12 protein-coding genes are annotated in these 14694 nt (G+C 69.8%); 9 read left to right on the forward strand and 3 right to left on the reverse strand.

The genetic code is table 11. The features are described from left to right. Positions 1 to 48: 48 nt before the first annotated feature. The 5 genes from cls (at position 49) to HNQ52_RS05995 (ending at position 2996) form a co-directional block, all read left to right on the forward strand. Positions 49 to 1491, forward strand: coding sequence for a cardiolipin synthase (cls, locus tag HNQ52_RS05975; RefSeq protein WP_183960204.1), 1443 nt, complete (start codon positions 49 to 51; stop codon positions 1489 to 1491). 74 nt (positions 1492 to 1565) lie between these two features. Continuing rightward, positions 1566 to 1925, forward strand: a complete 360-nt coding sequence (locus HNQ52_RS17060; protein ID WP_246387624.1) for a hypothetical protein — start codon at positions 1566 to 1568, stop codon at positions 1923 to 1925. Positions 1926 to 2078: 153 nt separating this feature from the next. Continuing rightward, positions 2079 to 2339: a GlsB/YeaQ/YmgE family stress response membrane protein gene (locus HNQ52_RS05985; RefSeq protein ID WP_221281960.1), complete on the forward strand. Its 261-nt coding sequence runs from the start codon at positions 2079 to 2081 to the stop codon at positions 2337 to 2339. Positions 2340 to 2512: 173 nt separating this feature from the next. Beyond that, entirely contained in the window at positions 2513 to 2740 is a 228-nt protein-coding gene (gene relB, locus HNQ52_RS05990) for a type II toxin-antitoxin system RelB family antitoxin (RefSeq protein WP_183960205.1), read from the forward strand. After that, complete coding sequence (locus HNQ52_RS05995; protein ID WP_183960206.1) at positions 2724 to 2996, forward strand: type II toxin-antitoxin system RelE family toxin; 273 nt, start codon at positions 2724 to 2726, stop codon at positions 2994 to 2996. Before relB ends, HNQ52_RS05995 begins: the two co-directional genes overlap by 17 nt. Before the next feature lie 133 nt (positions 2997 to 3129). Here the strand turns inward: HNQ52_RS05995 and HNQ52_RS06000 are convergent, their stop codons facing one another. Beyond that, on the reverse strand, positions 3130 to 4788 hold the full coding sequence (locus tag HNQ52_RS06000) for an MFS transporter (protein WP_183960207.1): 1659 nt from the start codon (positions 4786 to 4788) through the stop codon (positions 3130 to 3132). A 15-nt stretch (positions 4789 to 4803) separates the two neighbouring features. Further along, positions 4804 to 6174 (reverse strand): DcaP family trimeric outer membrane transporter, encoded by a 1371-nt coding sequence (locus HNQ52_RS06005; protein ID WP_183960208.1) that lies wholly within the window; start codon positions 6172 to 6174, stop codon positions 4804 to 4806. Positions 6175 to 6370: 196 nt separating this feature from the next. On the opposite strand from HNQ52_RS06005, the gene acs reads away from it, so the two are divergent. The 4 genes from acs (at position 6371) to HNQ52_RS06025 (ending at position 11025) form a co-directional block, all read left to right on the forward strand. Further along, positions 6371 to 8317, forward strand: coding sequence for an acetate--CoA ligase (gene acs, locus HNQ52_RS06010; protein WP_183960209.1), 1947 nt, complete (start codon positions 6371 to 6373; stop codon positions 8315 to 8317). Positions 8318 to 8452: 135 nt separating this feature from the next. Beyond that, entirely contained in the window at positions 8453 to 9130 is a 678-nt protein-coding gene (locus HNQ52_RS06015; protein WP_183960210.1) for a response regulator transcription factor, read from the forward strand. Between the two features lie 45 nt (positions 9131 to 9175). Further along, positions 9176 to 10273 (forward strand): hypothetical protein, encoded by a 1098-nt coding sequence (locus HNQ52_RS06020; RefSeq protein WP_183960211.1) that lies wholly within the window; start codon positions 9176 to 9178, stop codon positions 10271 to 10273. Next, complete coding sequence (locus HNQ52_RS06025) at positions 10270 to 11025, forward strand: ATP-binding cassette domain-containing protein (protein WP_183960212.1); 756 nt, start codon at positions 10270 to 10272, stop codon at positions 11023 to 11025. The genes HNQ52_RS06020 and HNQ52_RS06025 overlap by 4 nt, the downstream gene beginning before the upstream one ends. Before the next feature lie 104 nt (positions 11026 to 11129). On the opposite strand, the gene HNQ52_RS06030 is transcribed toward HNQ52_RS06025, so the two are convergent. After that, the gene (locus HNQ52_RS06030) at positions 11130 to 14663 is read right to left on the reverse strand and encodes a PAS domain-containing hybrid sensor histidine kinase/response regulator (RefSeq protein ID WP_183960213.1); all 3534 of its coding nucleotides are present in this window, start codon (positions 14661 to 14663) and stop codon (positions 11130 to 11132) included. Between the last annotated feature and the right edge of the window lie 31 nt (positions 14664 to 14694).

The raw sequence follows: 14694 nt of genomic DNA on the forward strand, positions 1-14694 counted from the left end.
GCGGTGCGGCGCCGCGCAGCCGTCACCCGGCTCGCATAAGCTGTGCCGATGCCCGACGCCCTCGCCCAGCTCTGGAACCGCATCGCGGACATCCCGCACATCGGGCTGTACGTGTCGATCGCGTGGTTCGCCTACCTGGTGCTGCTGGCCGGCTGGATCGTGCTGCAGAAGCGCGAGCCGGCCGCGACGCTGAGCTGGGTGCTGTCGCTGGCGGCGCTGCCGTACCTGGGCTTCGTGATCTATTTCCTGCTCGGGCCGCAGCGCATCCGCCGGCAGCGGATGAAGCGCATCCGCGCGCGCAGCCGGCTCGGCCGCGCCGAGGTGTCGCTGGCGCGCGACCGCCTCGACGAATGCGTGAAGCTGTCGCTGCTGGCGCGCGCCTCCACCGGGTTGGAGCCGAGCGCAGCACTGCGGCCGACGCTGCTGGAAAACGGCGCACAGACCTTCCCCGCGTTGCTCGACGCCATCGCCGCGGCCACGCACCACATCCATCTTGCCTACTACATCTTCGAGCCGGACCGCACCGGCACCGCCTTGCGCGACGCGCTGATCGAGCGCGCGCGCGCCGGCGTGCGGGTGCGGCTGCTGCTCGACGGTGTCGGTTCCGGGCGCGCGTCCAACCGCTTCCTGAAACCGCTGAAGGAGGCGGGCGGCGAGGTCGCGTGGTTCCATCCGTTTCGCGTGCGGCTGCTGCGCCGTCCGAAGATCAACCTGCGCAGCCACCGCAAGATCGTCGTCGTGGATGGACGGATCGGCTTCACCGGCGGCATCAACATCACCGACGACCAGGACGAGCGCATCAATCCGGCGGCCTACCGCGACCTGCACCTGCGCTTCGAGGGCGAGGCCGTGCGCGGTCTGCAGCTGACCTTTCTCGAGGACTGGGTCTACGCCGCGCGCGTGGCGCTGCGCGACGCGCGGCTGTGGCCGGAGCTGCCCACCGGCGGCGTGCCGGCGCTGATCCTGCCGTCGGGGCCGGACTCGCCGTGGGAATCGATCCATCGCCTGCACGTGGAAGCGCTGCACCAGGCCGAACAGCGCGCGTGGCTGATGACGCCGTACTTCGTGCCCGGCGAGGCCGCGCGCTTTGCGATCACGTCCGCCGCGTTGCGCGGCGTGGACGTGCGCGTTCTGGTGCCGCGCAGGAGCGATTCGCGCATCGTCACGGCCGCGGCACGGTCGTACTACGACGAACTGTTCGCCGCCGGCGTGCGCGTGTTCGAGTACCGGCCCGGCATGCTGCATTCCAAGGCCCTGCTGGTGGACCACGACATCGCGCTGCTGGGCAGCGCCAACTTCGATAACCGCAGCTTCCGGGTGAATTTCGAACTCTCGGTGCTGATCCACGACACCGGGATTGCGAGCGCGCTCGAGCGGGTGTGGGACGGCTACATGCCCGACAGCGTCGAGATCCACGCCGACCGACGCCGCGCGCCGTGGTGGCGGCGCCTGGCCGAGGCGTTTGCGCGGCTACTGTCGCCGCTGCTGTGAGGGCGCGGGCCGGCTGGACCGGCGCCGGCGACCGGATACACTAGCGCCCGGCCCGGATGGCCGAGGAGAGCCGTATGCGCTGGTTGTGGTTTGTCGGTTCGCTGGTCTGTTTCGCCGTGGTGTTCAAGACCCCGTCGATGGGCCTCGCGGTGCTGTGCCTGATCGGCGCGCTGGCGTTCCTGCTGATCGGCGTGGTGGCGCTGGCGTCGGCCCGCATCGACGCGCGCAGCCGCGATGTCACCACCCTGCTCGGTCCCGATGAACTGCGCCGGATGCGCGAAGCGGCGCAGCGCCGCGGCAGTGCCGACGTGGCCCCGCTTGCGGTCGGCGGCGCGGTGGTCGGCACGCATGTCGCGGGCGGCATGGATCGCGACCTGGATTCGGTCGACGGCGGCAGCGACGCCGGGTCCGACGGCGGCGGCGGCGGCGACTGAGCCGGACACACGTTTCGTCGCAGCCGGCGTCACGTCCGGCATCCGCGCGAACGCCGTCTGTCGCCGGATGTCGACGCAGCCGGGTTTGACGCGCACCCGCCGCCTCTCCCACCATCGGCCCGGGCATGAGCCCGCGCTGGGAGGGACCGCACCATGACAATATCCTTGCAAGGCCTGATCATCATCCTGCTCGTCGGCGGCATTGCCGGCTGGCTCGCGGCGCTCGTGATGCGCGGCCGGGGCCTCGGCATCCTCGGCAACATCGTGGTCGGCATCCTCGGCGCCTTCATCGGCGGCTGGGTGCTGGGCATGCTGGGCGTGGTGATCGGCGGCGGCATCCTCGGTTCGATCATCAACGCCTTCATCGGCGCGGTGATCCTGCTGTTCCTGATCAGCCTGATCAAACGGGCGTAGCGCCTGGGTTCGGCGGGAGGCCTGCGGGTGCTCCCGCCGATGTTCCGACACGTGTTTCCGCGGGGATCGTCGCGCTCCCGGACAAGCGGCGGCGTTCCGATCACGACGCGCCATGGCCGAGAGGTCGCACTGGCGATACAATGAATACATGTATCGCCAACGAGATGCTGCGCATGCCCACGTCCATCCGGCTGGCCGCCGACACCGAACGACGTCTTGATGATCTTGCCAGCGCAACCGGTAGAACCAAGGCGTTTTATCTGCGTCAGATCATCGAGCGCGGACTCGACGAGCTGGAGGATTACTACCTTGCCGCCGAGACGCTCGACCGCGTGCGCCGCGGCGAGGAAGCAACGTTGTCGCTGGACGAGGTAGAGCGCGCGCTTGCCTTGGGTCATTGAATTCGCGGCCTCGGCGTCGCGGCAGCTCGGCAAGCTGGGACACAACGACGCCGAACGCGTGCTGCAGTTCCTCCGGACACGGATCGCAACGGCCGATAACGCCCGCTCCATCGGCAAGGCACTTCGCGGTCCGCTCGGGGATTTCTGGCGCTACAGGGTCGGCGACATCCGCCTGGTCTGCGACATCCAGGACCACCGGCTGGTGGTGCTCGTGCTGACGGTCGGCAGACGCGACACGGTCTACAAAAGACCCTGACAGATTGCGCTGAAGGCCGTAGCGCTGACGCGTGCGACGATTCGAAAAAAGAAACCCCCGGCAAGCCGAGGGTTCGCGGTTGCACCGCGCTGCAAGGGCGGCCGCGGCACGAGGCCGCGGCCGCCGGGGAACCTTACTTGGAGATGTCCACGTCTTTGGTTTCGGGCGTGAAGAAGGTGCCGATCACCACCGTCATCAGCGCGATGACGATCGGGTACCACAGGCCGTAATAGATGTCGCCGGTGAGGGCCACGAGCGCGAATGCGGTGGTCGGCAGGAAGCCGCCGAACCAGCCGTTGCCGATGTGGTACGGCAGCGACATCGAGGTGTAGCGGATGCGGGTCGGGAAGAGCTCGACCAGCCAGGCCGCGATCGGGCCGTAGACCATCGTCACGTACAGCACGAGGATGGTCAGCAGCACCAGCACCATCGGCTTGTTGATCTGCGCCGGGTCCGCTTTCTCCGGATACCCCGCCGCCGTCAGCGCGGCCTTGAGTTCACCGTTGAAGCGCGCGGCCTGGGCGGCGGACTCTTCCGCGGAGATGCCTGCGGCTTCGTAGGAGTTGATCACCGTGCTGCCGACCGAGATCGTCGCCAGCGTGCCCGCCGGCGCCTCGACGTTCGAATACGGCACGCCGCCGCGGGCGAGTGCGCCCTTGGCCACGTCGCACGAATCGGTGAACTTCGAGGTGCCGACCGGATTGAACTGGAACGTGCAGGCGTCCGGATCGGCGGTGACCACCACCGGGCTCGTGGCCGCGGCACGCTCCACCGCCGGGTTGGCGAAGTGCGTCAGCCCGGTGAAGATCGGGAAGTAGGTCAGCGCCGCGATCAGGCAGCCGCCGAGGATGATGGGCTTGCGCCCGATCTTGTCCGACAGCCAGCCGAACACGATGAAGAACGGCGTGCCGATGATGAGCGCGCCGGCGATCAGCAGATTGGCCGTCGTCGGATCCACCTTCAGCGTCTGGGTGAGGAAGAACAGCGCATAGAACTGGCCCGCATACCACACCACGGCCTGGCCGGCAGTGCCGCCGAGCAGGGCAAGCAGCGCGATGCTGCCGTTTTTCTTGGTCAGGAAGCTTTCGGTGATCGGCGCCTTGGAGCCCTTGCCTTCGGCCTTCATCTGCTGGAACAGCGGCGATTCGTTCAACTGCAGGCGGATCCACACCGACACGCCGAGCAGGATCACCGACAGCAGGAACGGGATGCGCCAGCCCCAGGCCTCGAAGGCTTCGTTGCCCAGCCACAGGCGGCAACCCAGGATCACGAGCAGCGACAGGAACAGGCCCAGCGTCGCGGTGGTCTGGATGAAGCTCGTGTACAGGCCGCGCTTGCCCATCGGCGCGTGTTCGGCCACGTAGGTGGCCGCACCGCCGTACTCGCCGCCGAGCGCCAGACCCTGCGCCAGCCGCAGCAGGATCAGGATGATCGGTGCGGCAATGCCGATCGTGGCGTACGTGGGCAGGATGCCGACCAGGAAGGTCGACAGGCCCATGATCACGATGGTGACGAGGAAGGTGTACTTGCGGCCGATGATGTCGCCGAGGCGGCCGAACACCAGCGCGCCGAACGGCCGCACCGCGAAACCGGCGGCGAACGCGAGCAGCGCGAAGATGAAGCCGCTGGTCGGATTGAGCGCGGTGAAGAACTGCTTGGCGATGATCGCCGCGAGCGAACCGTACAGATAGAAGTCGTACCACTCGAACACGGTGCCGAGGCTGGACGCGACGATGACCTTGCGGTGACCCTGCGTGAGTTGCGCCGGTTGCCCGGCGGTGACGGTTGCCATGAGTGCGTCCTCCCCTTAGAAGTTGTATTTGACCGACATGTGCAGGCGACGCAGATCGCCCTCGCGCGCGTCTTCGAGCTGGCGTTGCGCCCAGATGAGTTCCGCGCCGACATCGAGCTTGGCGATGGGCGTGTAGATCACGTTGGCGTGGAAGCTGTGCACCTTCTCGGTGACGCCGAAGCCGGTATTGACCTTGTCGTTGTCGAACATCGCGGTCGAATACATCAGGTTGGTACGCACCTTGGGACTGAACACGTGGCGCCACGCGGCGAACGCGCCGTAGCCGTCGATCGCGTCGATGTCGCCGCCGGCGTTGGCCACCGCATCGGCCGAAATGCCGAAGCCCAGGTACCGGCCGATGCCGGAGCCGGCGTTGACCATGTAGCGGATGTCGTCGCTCGGTCCGAGCACGAACTTGCCCGAGGCGCTGAGCGCGGCACCGGTGTCGGACTGGTCGCCGCCGGGCGTGTTCACGCGCAGCTGGCGCAGCAGCCCGGCGACGGTGAAATGGCCCCAGTCGCCCTTGGTGATCCAGCGCGCGGTGGCGTCGGGCAGCACGTTGTTTTCGCTGTTGCTGCGCGTGGCACCGCCGAAGGCCTGCACGGTGGTTTCGGGATTTTCCAGCGAGACCGACCACGGCCCGTTGGTGTAGCGGATCTGCGCCTGGCGCACGAAGATCGTGCCTTCGGTGGTGCCGACGAAGTCGACCGCGTCGGGCAAGGCCGCGGTGTCCTGGAAGTTCGACCAGGTCTGGCCGGCCAGCCACTTGTTCCAGCTCACGTAGGCCTGGCGCAGTGCGAGGCCGTGCGTGTTGGTCGCCACCTCGTTGCCGAGCAGCGCGTTGCTGCCGCCGCCGAACAGATCGAATTCGAGATAGGCCTTGAGCTTGTCGCCGTTGTCGGTTTCCGAATCGGCGCCGAACCAGAAGCGCGAAAACTGGGCGTGCACGTCGGTGTAGGCGTCGTCGTTGCTGCCGCCGACGGGGATCGCACCGGGCAGGTAGAACAGACGGCCCGCGGAACCGTCCGCGATCAGGCCGTCGGGCGTGTCGGTGGCCATCGCGTCGAACTTGATGAAGCCGCCGTAGCTGAAACGCGTGCCGGCCAGCGCGTTCGGCATGATCGACGTTGCCTGCACCGGCTGCGTGCCGGCCGGCAGCGATCGCGCCGCTGGCATCGCGTCGAGTTGCTGCGCGGTGGCCTGCTGCTGGGTGGTCAGCGTCTGCTGCTGCGACACCAGCGACTGCACCATGCGTTCGAGTTCGGCCACGCGCGCTTCGAGCGCGAGTTCGCGTTCGGACTGTGCATGGGCGGTTTGCGGAAGCGCACACGCGGCAACGATTGCCGCGCTCAGCGCCGTTGTTGCGATCTTCGTCGCGAAGCTCATGGTGCGGTTCCTCCCCAGGATGCGAGCGTCTGGAGTCTGAATGCACGATGACGCATGCGACCATTCGCCTTTGGTCGATACCGGGCGCGGTTTCGACCAAGGTCTAATTGGTCCATCGCGTGCCGGTGCTAGAACCGGAGACCCCGTGCGCGCAACGTATGCACTCCACATCTTTCCCTTCGTGTCAGGACCTGCCATGTCGAACGACCGTCTGCATACCGCCTCGCCCGAGTTCACGGCGAAGTCGCGTTTCAAGCCCGAGGACTACGACAGGCTCTACGCCGCATCGGTGGCCGACCCGGACGCCTTCTGGGCCGACATCGCCAGGCGCCTGGACTGGATGCGCGCGCCGACGCGGATCAAGGACACGAGCTACGCGCTGGAGGATTTCCACATCCGCTGGTACGCCGACGGCGAGCTCAACGTCAGCGTCAACTGCCTCGACCGCCACCTCGCCACGCGCGGCGACAAGACCGCGGTGATCTGGGAAGGCGACAACCCCGAGGTGTCCGAACGGCTGAGCTACCGCGAGCTGCATGCACGCGTGTGCCGCTTCGCGAATGCGCTGCGCAACCTCGGCGTCGGCAAGGGCGATCGCGTCACGATCTATCTTCCGATGATCGTGGAGGCCGCCGTCGCGATGCTCGCGTGCACGCGCATCGGTGCGGTGCATTCGGTGGTGTTCGGCGGCTTCTCGCCCGATTCGCTCGCCGGCCGCATCGCCGACTGCGGCTCGAAGGTGGTCATCACCGCCGACGAAGGCGTGCGCGGCGGCAAGCCGGTCGCGCTGAAGGCGAACGTGGACGAGGCGCTCCGGCGCGACGGTACCAGCGTGGTCGAGACCGTCATCGTCGTGCGCCACACCGGCGGCGCGATCCAGATGCAGGCCCCGCGCGACCGCTGGTACCACACCCTCGTCGAGGGCCAGCCCGACACCTGCGACCCCGAGCGCATGAACGCCGAGGACCCGCTGTTCATCCTCTACACCTCCGGTTCGACGGGCAAGCCGAAGGGCGTGCTGCACACCACCGGCGGCTATCTCGTCTACGCAAGCTACACGCACGAAAGCGTGTTCGACCTGCGCGAGGACGACGTGTACTGGTGCACGGCCGACGTCGGCTGGGTCACCGGCCACAGCTACCTGCTCTACGGCCCGCTCGCGAACGGCGCGACCACCGTGATGTTCGAAGGCGTGCCGAACTATCCGGACACGAGCCGCTTCTGGCAGGTGGTCGACAAGCACAAGGTCACGCTGTTCTACACCGCGCCCACCGCGATCCGCGCGCTGATGCGCGAGGGCGAGGCGCCGGTGAAGAAGACCTCGCGCGCGAGCCTGCGCCTGCTCGGCAGCGTCGGCGAACCGATCAATCCCGAAGCGTGGGAGTGGTACTGGCGCGTGGTCGGCGACGAGCGCTGCCCGATCGTCGATACCTGGTGGCAGACCGAAACCGGCGGCATCCTGATCACGCCGCTCGCCGGCGCGATCCCGCAGAAGCCGGGCTCGGCGACGAAACCGTTCTTCGGCGTGAAGCCGGCCGTGGTCGATGCCTCGGGCACCGTACTCGACGGCGCGGCGGAAGGCAACCTCGTGCTGCTCGATTCGTGGCCGGGCCAGATGCGCACGCTGTACGGCGACCACCAGCGTTTCATCGACACCTACTTCCGGACCTATCCCGGCACGTATTTCACCGGCGACGGCGTGCGCCGCGATGCGGACGGCTACTACTGGATCACCGGCCGCGTCGACGACGTGATCAACGTCAGCGGCCACCGCATCGGCACGGCGGAGGTCGAAAGCGCGCTGGTCGCACATCCGAAGGTGGCCGAGGCGGCCGTGGTGGGCTGCGCGCACGAGATCAAGGGCCAGGGCATCTACGCCTACGTCACGCTCAACAAGGGCGAGACGCCGAGCGAGGACTTGCGCAAGGAACTCGTGGCCTGGGTGCGCAAGGAGATCGGGCCGATCGCGACCCCGGATTTCCTGCAGTGGGCGCCCGGCCTGCCGAAGACGCGTTCGGGCAAGATCATGCGCCGCATCCTGCGCAAGATCGCCGAGAACGCGCCGGACCAGCTCGGCGACACCTCGACGCTGGCGGATCCGGCGGTGGTCGACAGCCTCGTGAAGGAGCGGCTGATCAGGTGACGGACCGACGGGTGCCGCGTGGGCGCCGACGTCCACGCGCCCTGCGTTGCGCACGCTAGGCCAAGGTCTAGTTGGCGCCGCGCCGTTCCCGATGCCAAGCTCCCGCACAGGCCGGCCCGATACCGACTCCGCCCGATGCGCGAAATCCTCATCGCCGACGACCATCCGCTGTTCCGCGATGCCCTGCGCCGCGCGGTGATGCAGGTGCTGCCCGATGCCGCGCTGCGCGAAGCCGACAGCGTCGCCTCGCTGGTCGAGCTGGCCGGCGCGCATCCGCAGGCCGAGCTGCTGCTGCTCGATCTCAACATGCCCGGCGCCCACGGTTTCAGCGCGCTCGCGCACGTGCGCGCGAGTTTCCCGGCGCTGCCGGTCATCGTGGTGTCGGCGCGCGAGGAGAGCGCGCTGATGCGCCGCGCCATCGGGCACGGCGCCGCCGGCTTCATTCCGAAGTCCTCCGACATCGCCACGATCGGCACCGCTCTGCACGCGGTGCTCGACGGCGAAACCTGGCTGCCGCCGGGCGTCGCGACGCAACACACCGCGCTCGATCCGGAAGAGGAGGCGATGGCCAAGCGCGTGGCCGAACTCACGCCGCAGCAGTACCGGGTGCTCGCGATGGTCTGCAACGGGCTGCTCAACAAGCAGATCGCGTACGAGCTCGACGTGTCCGAGGCCACCGTCAAGGCACACATGACCGCGATCCTGCGCAAGCTCGGCGCGCATTCGCGCACGCAGGCGGTGCTGCTGGCCGGCCGCCTCACGCTCGAAGGCCGCGGGGTGGCGCCGCCGCCGGACGAGGACGAGCCGGGCTGAGTCGGCGCGTCGGAACTGTGCGGCGCGCGGCGCGGTCAGCCCGGCATGGCGTCCATGCTCTTCTTCGATCCGTTCCGTGCGCAGGCCCGGCTGCTGTGGCACAACCGCGTCGCACGCTGGCGCGCGAATGCCGCCGAAACCGCCTTCCACGCCACGGCGCTGGGCGCGCTCGCGGCCTTCGTCGCGTGGCAGGCGCCGCGGCAGATCGCGCGGCTCGATGTGGCGGCGCAGCTGCGCGGCATCGTGCAGCAGTGGCCGATGGCCGCCGCCGCCGTGCTGCTTGCCGTGCTGCTGCTGCGCCAGGCACGCATCGCCGCCGAGGACGCCGCATCGGCGCGCAGCGGCTGGCTCGCGGTGCAGCCGTTGCCGGCGGCGATGCTGCGCCGGCGCGCGTGGCGCCGGCATGCGACCGAGGCGGCGCTGCAGCTCGTCGTGCTGCTCGGTGCGCTGGCATCGAGCGGCATCGGCAGCCGCGCGCTGGCCGTCGCGGTGGCGCTCGTGCCGCTCGCCGCGACGCTCGCGCCGTGGCTGCCGGTGCGCGGCACGCACCGGGCCGCGGCCACGCTGCGCCAGCGCTCGGCCGTCGCCGACGTCGGTACCGGCCGCCTCTGGCGCTGGCAGACGATCGAGGCCGGCGTCGCCTTCCGCGCACGGACGCTGGCCGGCGGCGTGCTGCTGCTGCTGCTGGTGCCGATGGGCAGCGGCCCGATCGTGGTGGGCGTGATGCTGGTGTGCGGGCTCGTGGTGGCATGGCTGCTCGGCGCGTGGCGGCGAAGCCTCGGCGTGGTGGTGGCGGCGCAGGCCTGGCTCGCGCCGCAGCCGCTGCGTGCGAGCGCGTTGCTGCGCGGCACCGCCGGCGTGCCCGCCGCGGTGCTGGGGCTCGCGATGCTGGCCGCGGGCGTGCTGTTCGTCGCGCTCGGCACACCCCGGCTCGCATGGATCGCGTGCGGCGTGCTGTTCGCCGGCGGCACGCTGCAGGCGGCATGCGTCGCCGCGTCGCGTCGCACGCCGCGTCGCATCCCCGTGCTCGTCGCGCTGCACGTCGTGCTGTTGCTCGCGATCCTGCAGGCGATGCCGCCGCTGGCGCTGCCCGCCTGGCTGCTGCAGACCGGCTGGCTGCTGCGCAGGGCGATGCGGACATGACGATCGCAACGCAGCCGGACGCCGCAGCGCGCCTCGACGCCCGCGCCCTGCGCCTCGCCTACGCCGCGACACCCGTGCTGCGCGGCGTCGACCTGCAGCTGCAGGGCGGCGAACTCGTCGGCCTGATCGGCCCGAACGGCTCGGGCAAGAGCAGCCTGCTGCGCGCCCTGTCCGGGCAGCTGCCGTGCGAAGGCACGGTGCATGTCGACGGCATCGACCTGCACGCCCGGCCGGTCGAGGCACGCCGCCGTCTCGGCGTGGCGGTCGAACCCGAACGCCTGCCGGCCTCGCTGCGCGTGCGGCAGTGCATCGAACTGGTGGCGCACACGCGCGGCCTCGACCGCACGGCGATCGAGGCGGGTCTCTCGCTGTCGCACACGCTCGGCCTGCAGCGCTGGCTCGAACACGAGGTCGGCGACTGCTCGCTCGGCACGCGCCAGAAACTCGCCGTGGTGCTCGCCCTGCTCGGCGATCCGCCGCTGCTGTTGCTCGACGAAGTGCTCAACGGCCTCGACCCGCTTGCGGCCTACGCGCTGAAATCGGAACTGCGCCGCCGCGCCGACGCGGGCGCCGCCGTGCTGCTCGCCACGCACGGACTGGAAGTGGCCGAACGCTTCCTCGACCGCGCCGTGCTGCTGCTCGACGGCGTCATCGCCGCCGACTGGAACCGCACCGAACTCGCGCGCCTGCGCCGCGAGGGCGATGGACTCGAAGCCGCCGTCGTCGAACGCCTGCGCGCGGCGGCGCGCTGATCGATGCGGCCGCATCATCGGGGTCCGGCCCTTCGTGACGGAACACGTGTGTTTCCCCGCACGCCAGTGGCCGTTCGCCGGCACGACGGACGGTGTGCGCCGCCCTACTTCGCCTGCAACGACCCCGGCGGCAGCGGCGTCGATCGCACCGGTTCCGGCGCGATCGACGTGCGCCGCGCCAGCGCCGCGAGCAATGCACGCAGCGCCGCCGGCCGCACCGGTTTCTGCAGCAGCGGGTAACCGTCGCCGCGCGCGCGCCGCGCCAGTTCGTCGCTGCCGTCCGCGGTCAGCAGCGCACCCGGCGGCGAGCGCGGCGCAAGTTCGCGCTGCACGATCGCGAGCACCGCGAGGCCATCGAGCGTTTCGCCGAGGTGGTAGTCCACCAGCAACACGTCGGGCCGATGCGCGCGTGCCGCCACGAGGGCGGTTTCCAGGCCGTTGGCGGTGTCCACCACCACGCCCCAGCGCTGCAGCAGGGCGCGCATGCCGTCGAGGATGGCGGGATCGTTGTCGATGCACAGCGCGCGCAAGCCGGCGACGTCGCGCGTGGGCTGCGGCAGCGGCACCGGTTTCATGTCCGGCTCCCGCACGCGCGGCACGCGCAGCGTGAACACGCTGCCGCGGCCCAGGCGCGAACGCAGCCCGATCGGATGGCCGAGCATGCGCGCGAGGCGCTCGCAGATCGACAGCCCGAGCCCGAGACCCTGCTCGCCCCACGGCGAGGGCTGGTCCAGGCGCCGGAATTCCTCGAACACCGCGCCCACGTGTTCCGGCGCGATGCCGCCGCCGGTGTCCCAGACCTGCCATTCGAGTTCGCTGCCGCGCGGACGGCACGCGAGCAACACGCCGCCGTGACGGGTGTAGCGCAGGGCATTGGCGAGGAAGTTCTGCAGGATGCGGCGCAGCAGGCGGCGGTCGCTGTGCAGCCACAGGTGCTCGTCGCAGAACACGCGCAGCGCGAGTCCACGGGCCTCGGCCAGCGGCGCGAACTGTTCCTGCAGCGAGTCGCACAGGCGCGCCGCCGACACGTCCGACGGCTCGGGCCGCAGCGCGCCCGAGTCCAGGCGCGAGGTGTCGAGCAGGCCGTCGAGCAGCTCCTCGGCGTTCTTCAGTGCGCTGTCGATGCGCTCGGCGAGCTGGCGCGTGTCCGGATCGTCGGGCGGGTTGGCGTTGAGTGCCGACGAGAACAGCCGCGCGGCGTTCAGCGGTTGCAGCAGATCGTGGCTCGCGGCGGCGAGAAACCGCGTCTTGGAGAGGTTGGCGGCCTCGGCTTCGAGTTTGGCGCGACGTTGCGCGTCGAGCGCGGCGGTCAGCTCCTCGGTGCGGTCCTGCACGCGCTGTTCGAGCGTTTCGTTGGCATCGATCAGCGCCTGTTCGACGCGCTTGTACGCGGTGACGTCGGTGTACGTGGTGACGTAGCCACCGCCGGGCATCGGTTGCCCGCGCATCTCGATCACCGTGCCGTCCGCGCGCACGCGCTCGAACACGTGCGGCGAGCCCTGGCGCATGTAGGCGATGCGCTTGCGCACGTGTTCGTCGACCTCGCCCGGCCCGCATTCGCCGCGCTCGGCGTTCCAGCGGATCAGATCCGCCACGGGGCGGCCGACGTAGACCATGCCGTCGGGGTAACCGAACATTTCGAGGTAGCGCCGGTTCCACGCGACCAGGCACATGCCGCCGTCGACCACGCTGACGCCCTGCGAGATGTTCTCCAGCGTCACGCCGAGCATCTCGCGGTTGAAGCGCAGCTCCTGCGAGGCCTCGTCGAGCAGCGAGACCACCTCGCCCAGGTCCATGCCGGTGCCGCGCAAGGCGGTGGTGAGCATGCGCCGCGCCGACGCACCGCCGATGGCAGCGGCCAGCAGGCGTTCGGTGTATTGCAGCAGGCCGCGGTCGGCCGCGTCGGTGGGGGCGAGAGGCCGGGCGCTGACCTCGCGGTACTCGTCGAAGGCGCGTTCCACCGCGCGCGGGCCGATGATGCGCTCGGCGATGGCGCGCAGATCCGCCACGTTGATGCGGCCGTGCCATTCGCCGCCGACGTTGCTCGGGCGCCGCATCCACGGATCGAGGAACGGCAGCGCGCGCAGCCGTTCGTCCACGCCCGGCCGGTGGCGCAGGCTCAGGAACACGTAGGCGCCGATGTTGAACAGCAGCGACCAGAACACGCCGTGCGTCAGCGCGTTCCAGCCGGCAAGGCCGAACAGCGCCTGCGGCCGCAGCCAGGCGATGTCGGCGGGGCCGAGATAGACCCAGGTGCGCGACATCCAGTCCGCATTGGCCAGCGTCGGCAACAGCAGGGTGTAGCCCCACACCGCGAAGCCCGCGACCAGACCGCCGATGGCGCCGATGCGGCTCGCGCCGCGCCAGTACAGGCCGCCGATGATCGCCGGCGCGAACTGCGCCACGGCGGCGAACGACAGCAGGCCGATCGACGCCAGGTTCTGCTGCGTTTCGGTGGCGCGGTAGTAGCCGTACGCGGCGATCGCGAGCACCACGATGGTGCCGCGCCGCACCCCGAGCACGATGCGCGAGAGATCCGGCTGCTGGTCGAGCCTGAGTGCACGCCAGCGCAGCAGCGCCGGCATCACCAGATCGTTGCTGACCATCGTGGCCAGCGCCACCGAGGCCACCAGCACCATGCCGGTGGCGGCCGAGAAGCCGCCCAGATACGCCACCAGCGCGAGCGCATTGTTGCCGTTGGCCAGCGGCAGCATCAGCACGTAGGTGTCCGGGTTCACCGACGTGCCGCCGAACTTCGCGATGCCGGCCAGCGCGATCGGCACCACGAGTGCGCTGATCACGATCAGGTACAGCGGGAAGAACCAGCGCGCGGGGCGCAGATCGCGCGTGTTCTCGCATTCCACCACGCCCACCTGGAACTGGCGCGGCAGGCAGAACATGGCGAGGAAGGCGAGCAGGGTCTGCGCGAGGAAATCGGGCGGCATGTCGGGCTGCGCGAACGCCGATGCCTCGAACAGCGGCTGCGCCTCGCCGCGCAGGTGGAACCACGCGTACGCACCCACCGCCACGAACGCGACGAGCTTGACCACCGATTCGAGCGCCACCGCGAGCATCAGGCCGTGGTGGTGCTCGGTGGCGTCCACCTGGCGCGTGCCGAACAGGATCGCGAACACCGCCAGCAGCACGGCGAGGTAGAACGCCGAGTCGCGGAACACGCCGCCACCGCTGCCGGCGCCGCTCATCACGTCGATGCTCATCGCACCGGCCTTGAACTGCAGCGCGATGTAGGGCACCGCGGCGATCACCGCGATGACGGTGGCGAGCGCCGCGAGCCCCTGCGACTTGCCGTAGCGCGCCCCGAGAAAGTCGGCGATGGACGTGATGTTCTGCTCGTGCGCGATCTGCACCAGCCGGCGCAGGATGCCGATCGCGAACACGAACAGCAGCACCGGGCCCAGATAGATGGGCAGATAGCTCCAGCCCGACGACACCGCCGTGCCGACCGCGCCGTAGAACGTCCACGACGAGCAGTACACCGCCAGCGCGAGGCTGTACACGATCGGCCGCAGCCAGGTGCGCTCCGGGTACAGCGGTCGGCGGTCGCCGTAGTACGCCACGACGAACAGCAGTCCGACGTAGACCAGCGACACGCCCAGCAGGACCCAGCCGGCGACCATGCGTACCCGTGTTCCCCTCGATGCGAGCGGC

It is taken from the genome of Chiayiivirga flava (assembly GCF_014202825.1).
Classification (GTDB): Bacteria; Pseudomonadota; Gammaproteobacteria; order Xanthomonadales; family Xanthomonadaceae; genus Chiayiivirga; species Chiayiivirga flava.

Coding starts and splice junctions, on each gene's coding strand:
- cls (WP_183960204.1), top strand. CDS start 49: ATGCCCGACGCCCTCGCCCAGCTCTGGAACCGCATCGCGGACATCCCG.
- HNQ52_RS17060 (WP_246387624.1), top strand. CDS start 1,566: ATGCGCTGGTTGTGGTTTGTCGGTTCGCTGGTCTGTTTCGCCGTGGTG.
- HNQ52_RS05985 (WP_221281960.1), top strand. CDS start 2,079: ATGACAATATCCTTGCAAGGCCTGATCATCATCCTGCTCGTCGGCGGC.
- relB (WP_183960205.1), top strand. CDS start 2,513: ATGCCCACGTCCATCCGGCTGGCCGCCGACACCGAACGACGTCTTGAT.
- HNQ52_RS06000 (WP_183960207.1), bottom strand. CDS start 4,788: ATGGCAACCGTCACCGCCGGGCAACCGGCGCAACTCACGCAGGGTCAC.
- HNQ52_RS06005 (WP_183960208.1), bottom strand. CDS start 6,174: ATGAGCTTCGCGACGAAGATCGCAACAACGGCGCTGAGCGCGGCAATC.
- acs (WP_183960209.1), top strand. CDS start 6,371: ATGTCGAACGACCGTCTGCATACCGCCTCGCCCGAGTTCACGGCGAAG.
- HNQ52_RS06015 (WP_183960210.1), top strand. CDS start 8,453: ATGCGCGAAATCCTCATCGCCGACGACCATCCGCTGTTCCGCGATGCC.
- HNQ52_RS06020 (WP_183960211.1), top strand. CDS start 9,176: ATGGCGTCCATGCTCTTCTTCGATCCGTTCCGTGCGCAGGCCCGGCTG.
- HNQ52_RS06025 (WP_183960212.1), top strand. CDS start 10,270: ATGACGATCGCAACGCAGCCGGACGCCGCAGCGCGCCTCGACGCCCGC.
- HNQ52_RS06030 (WP_183960213.1), bottom strand. CDS start 14,663: ATGGTCGCCGGCTGGGTCCTGCTGGGCGTGTCGCTGGTCTACGTCGGA.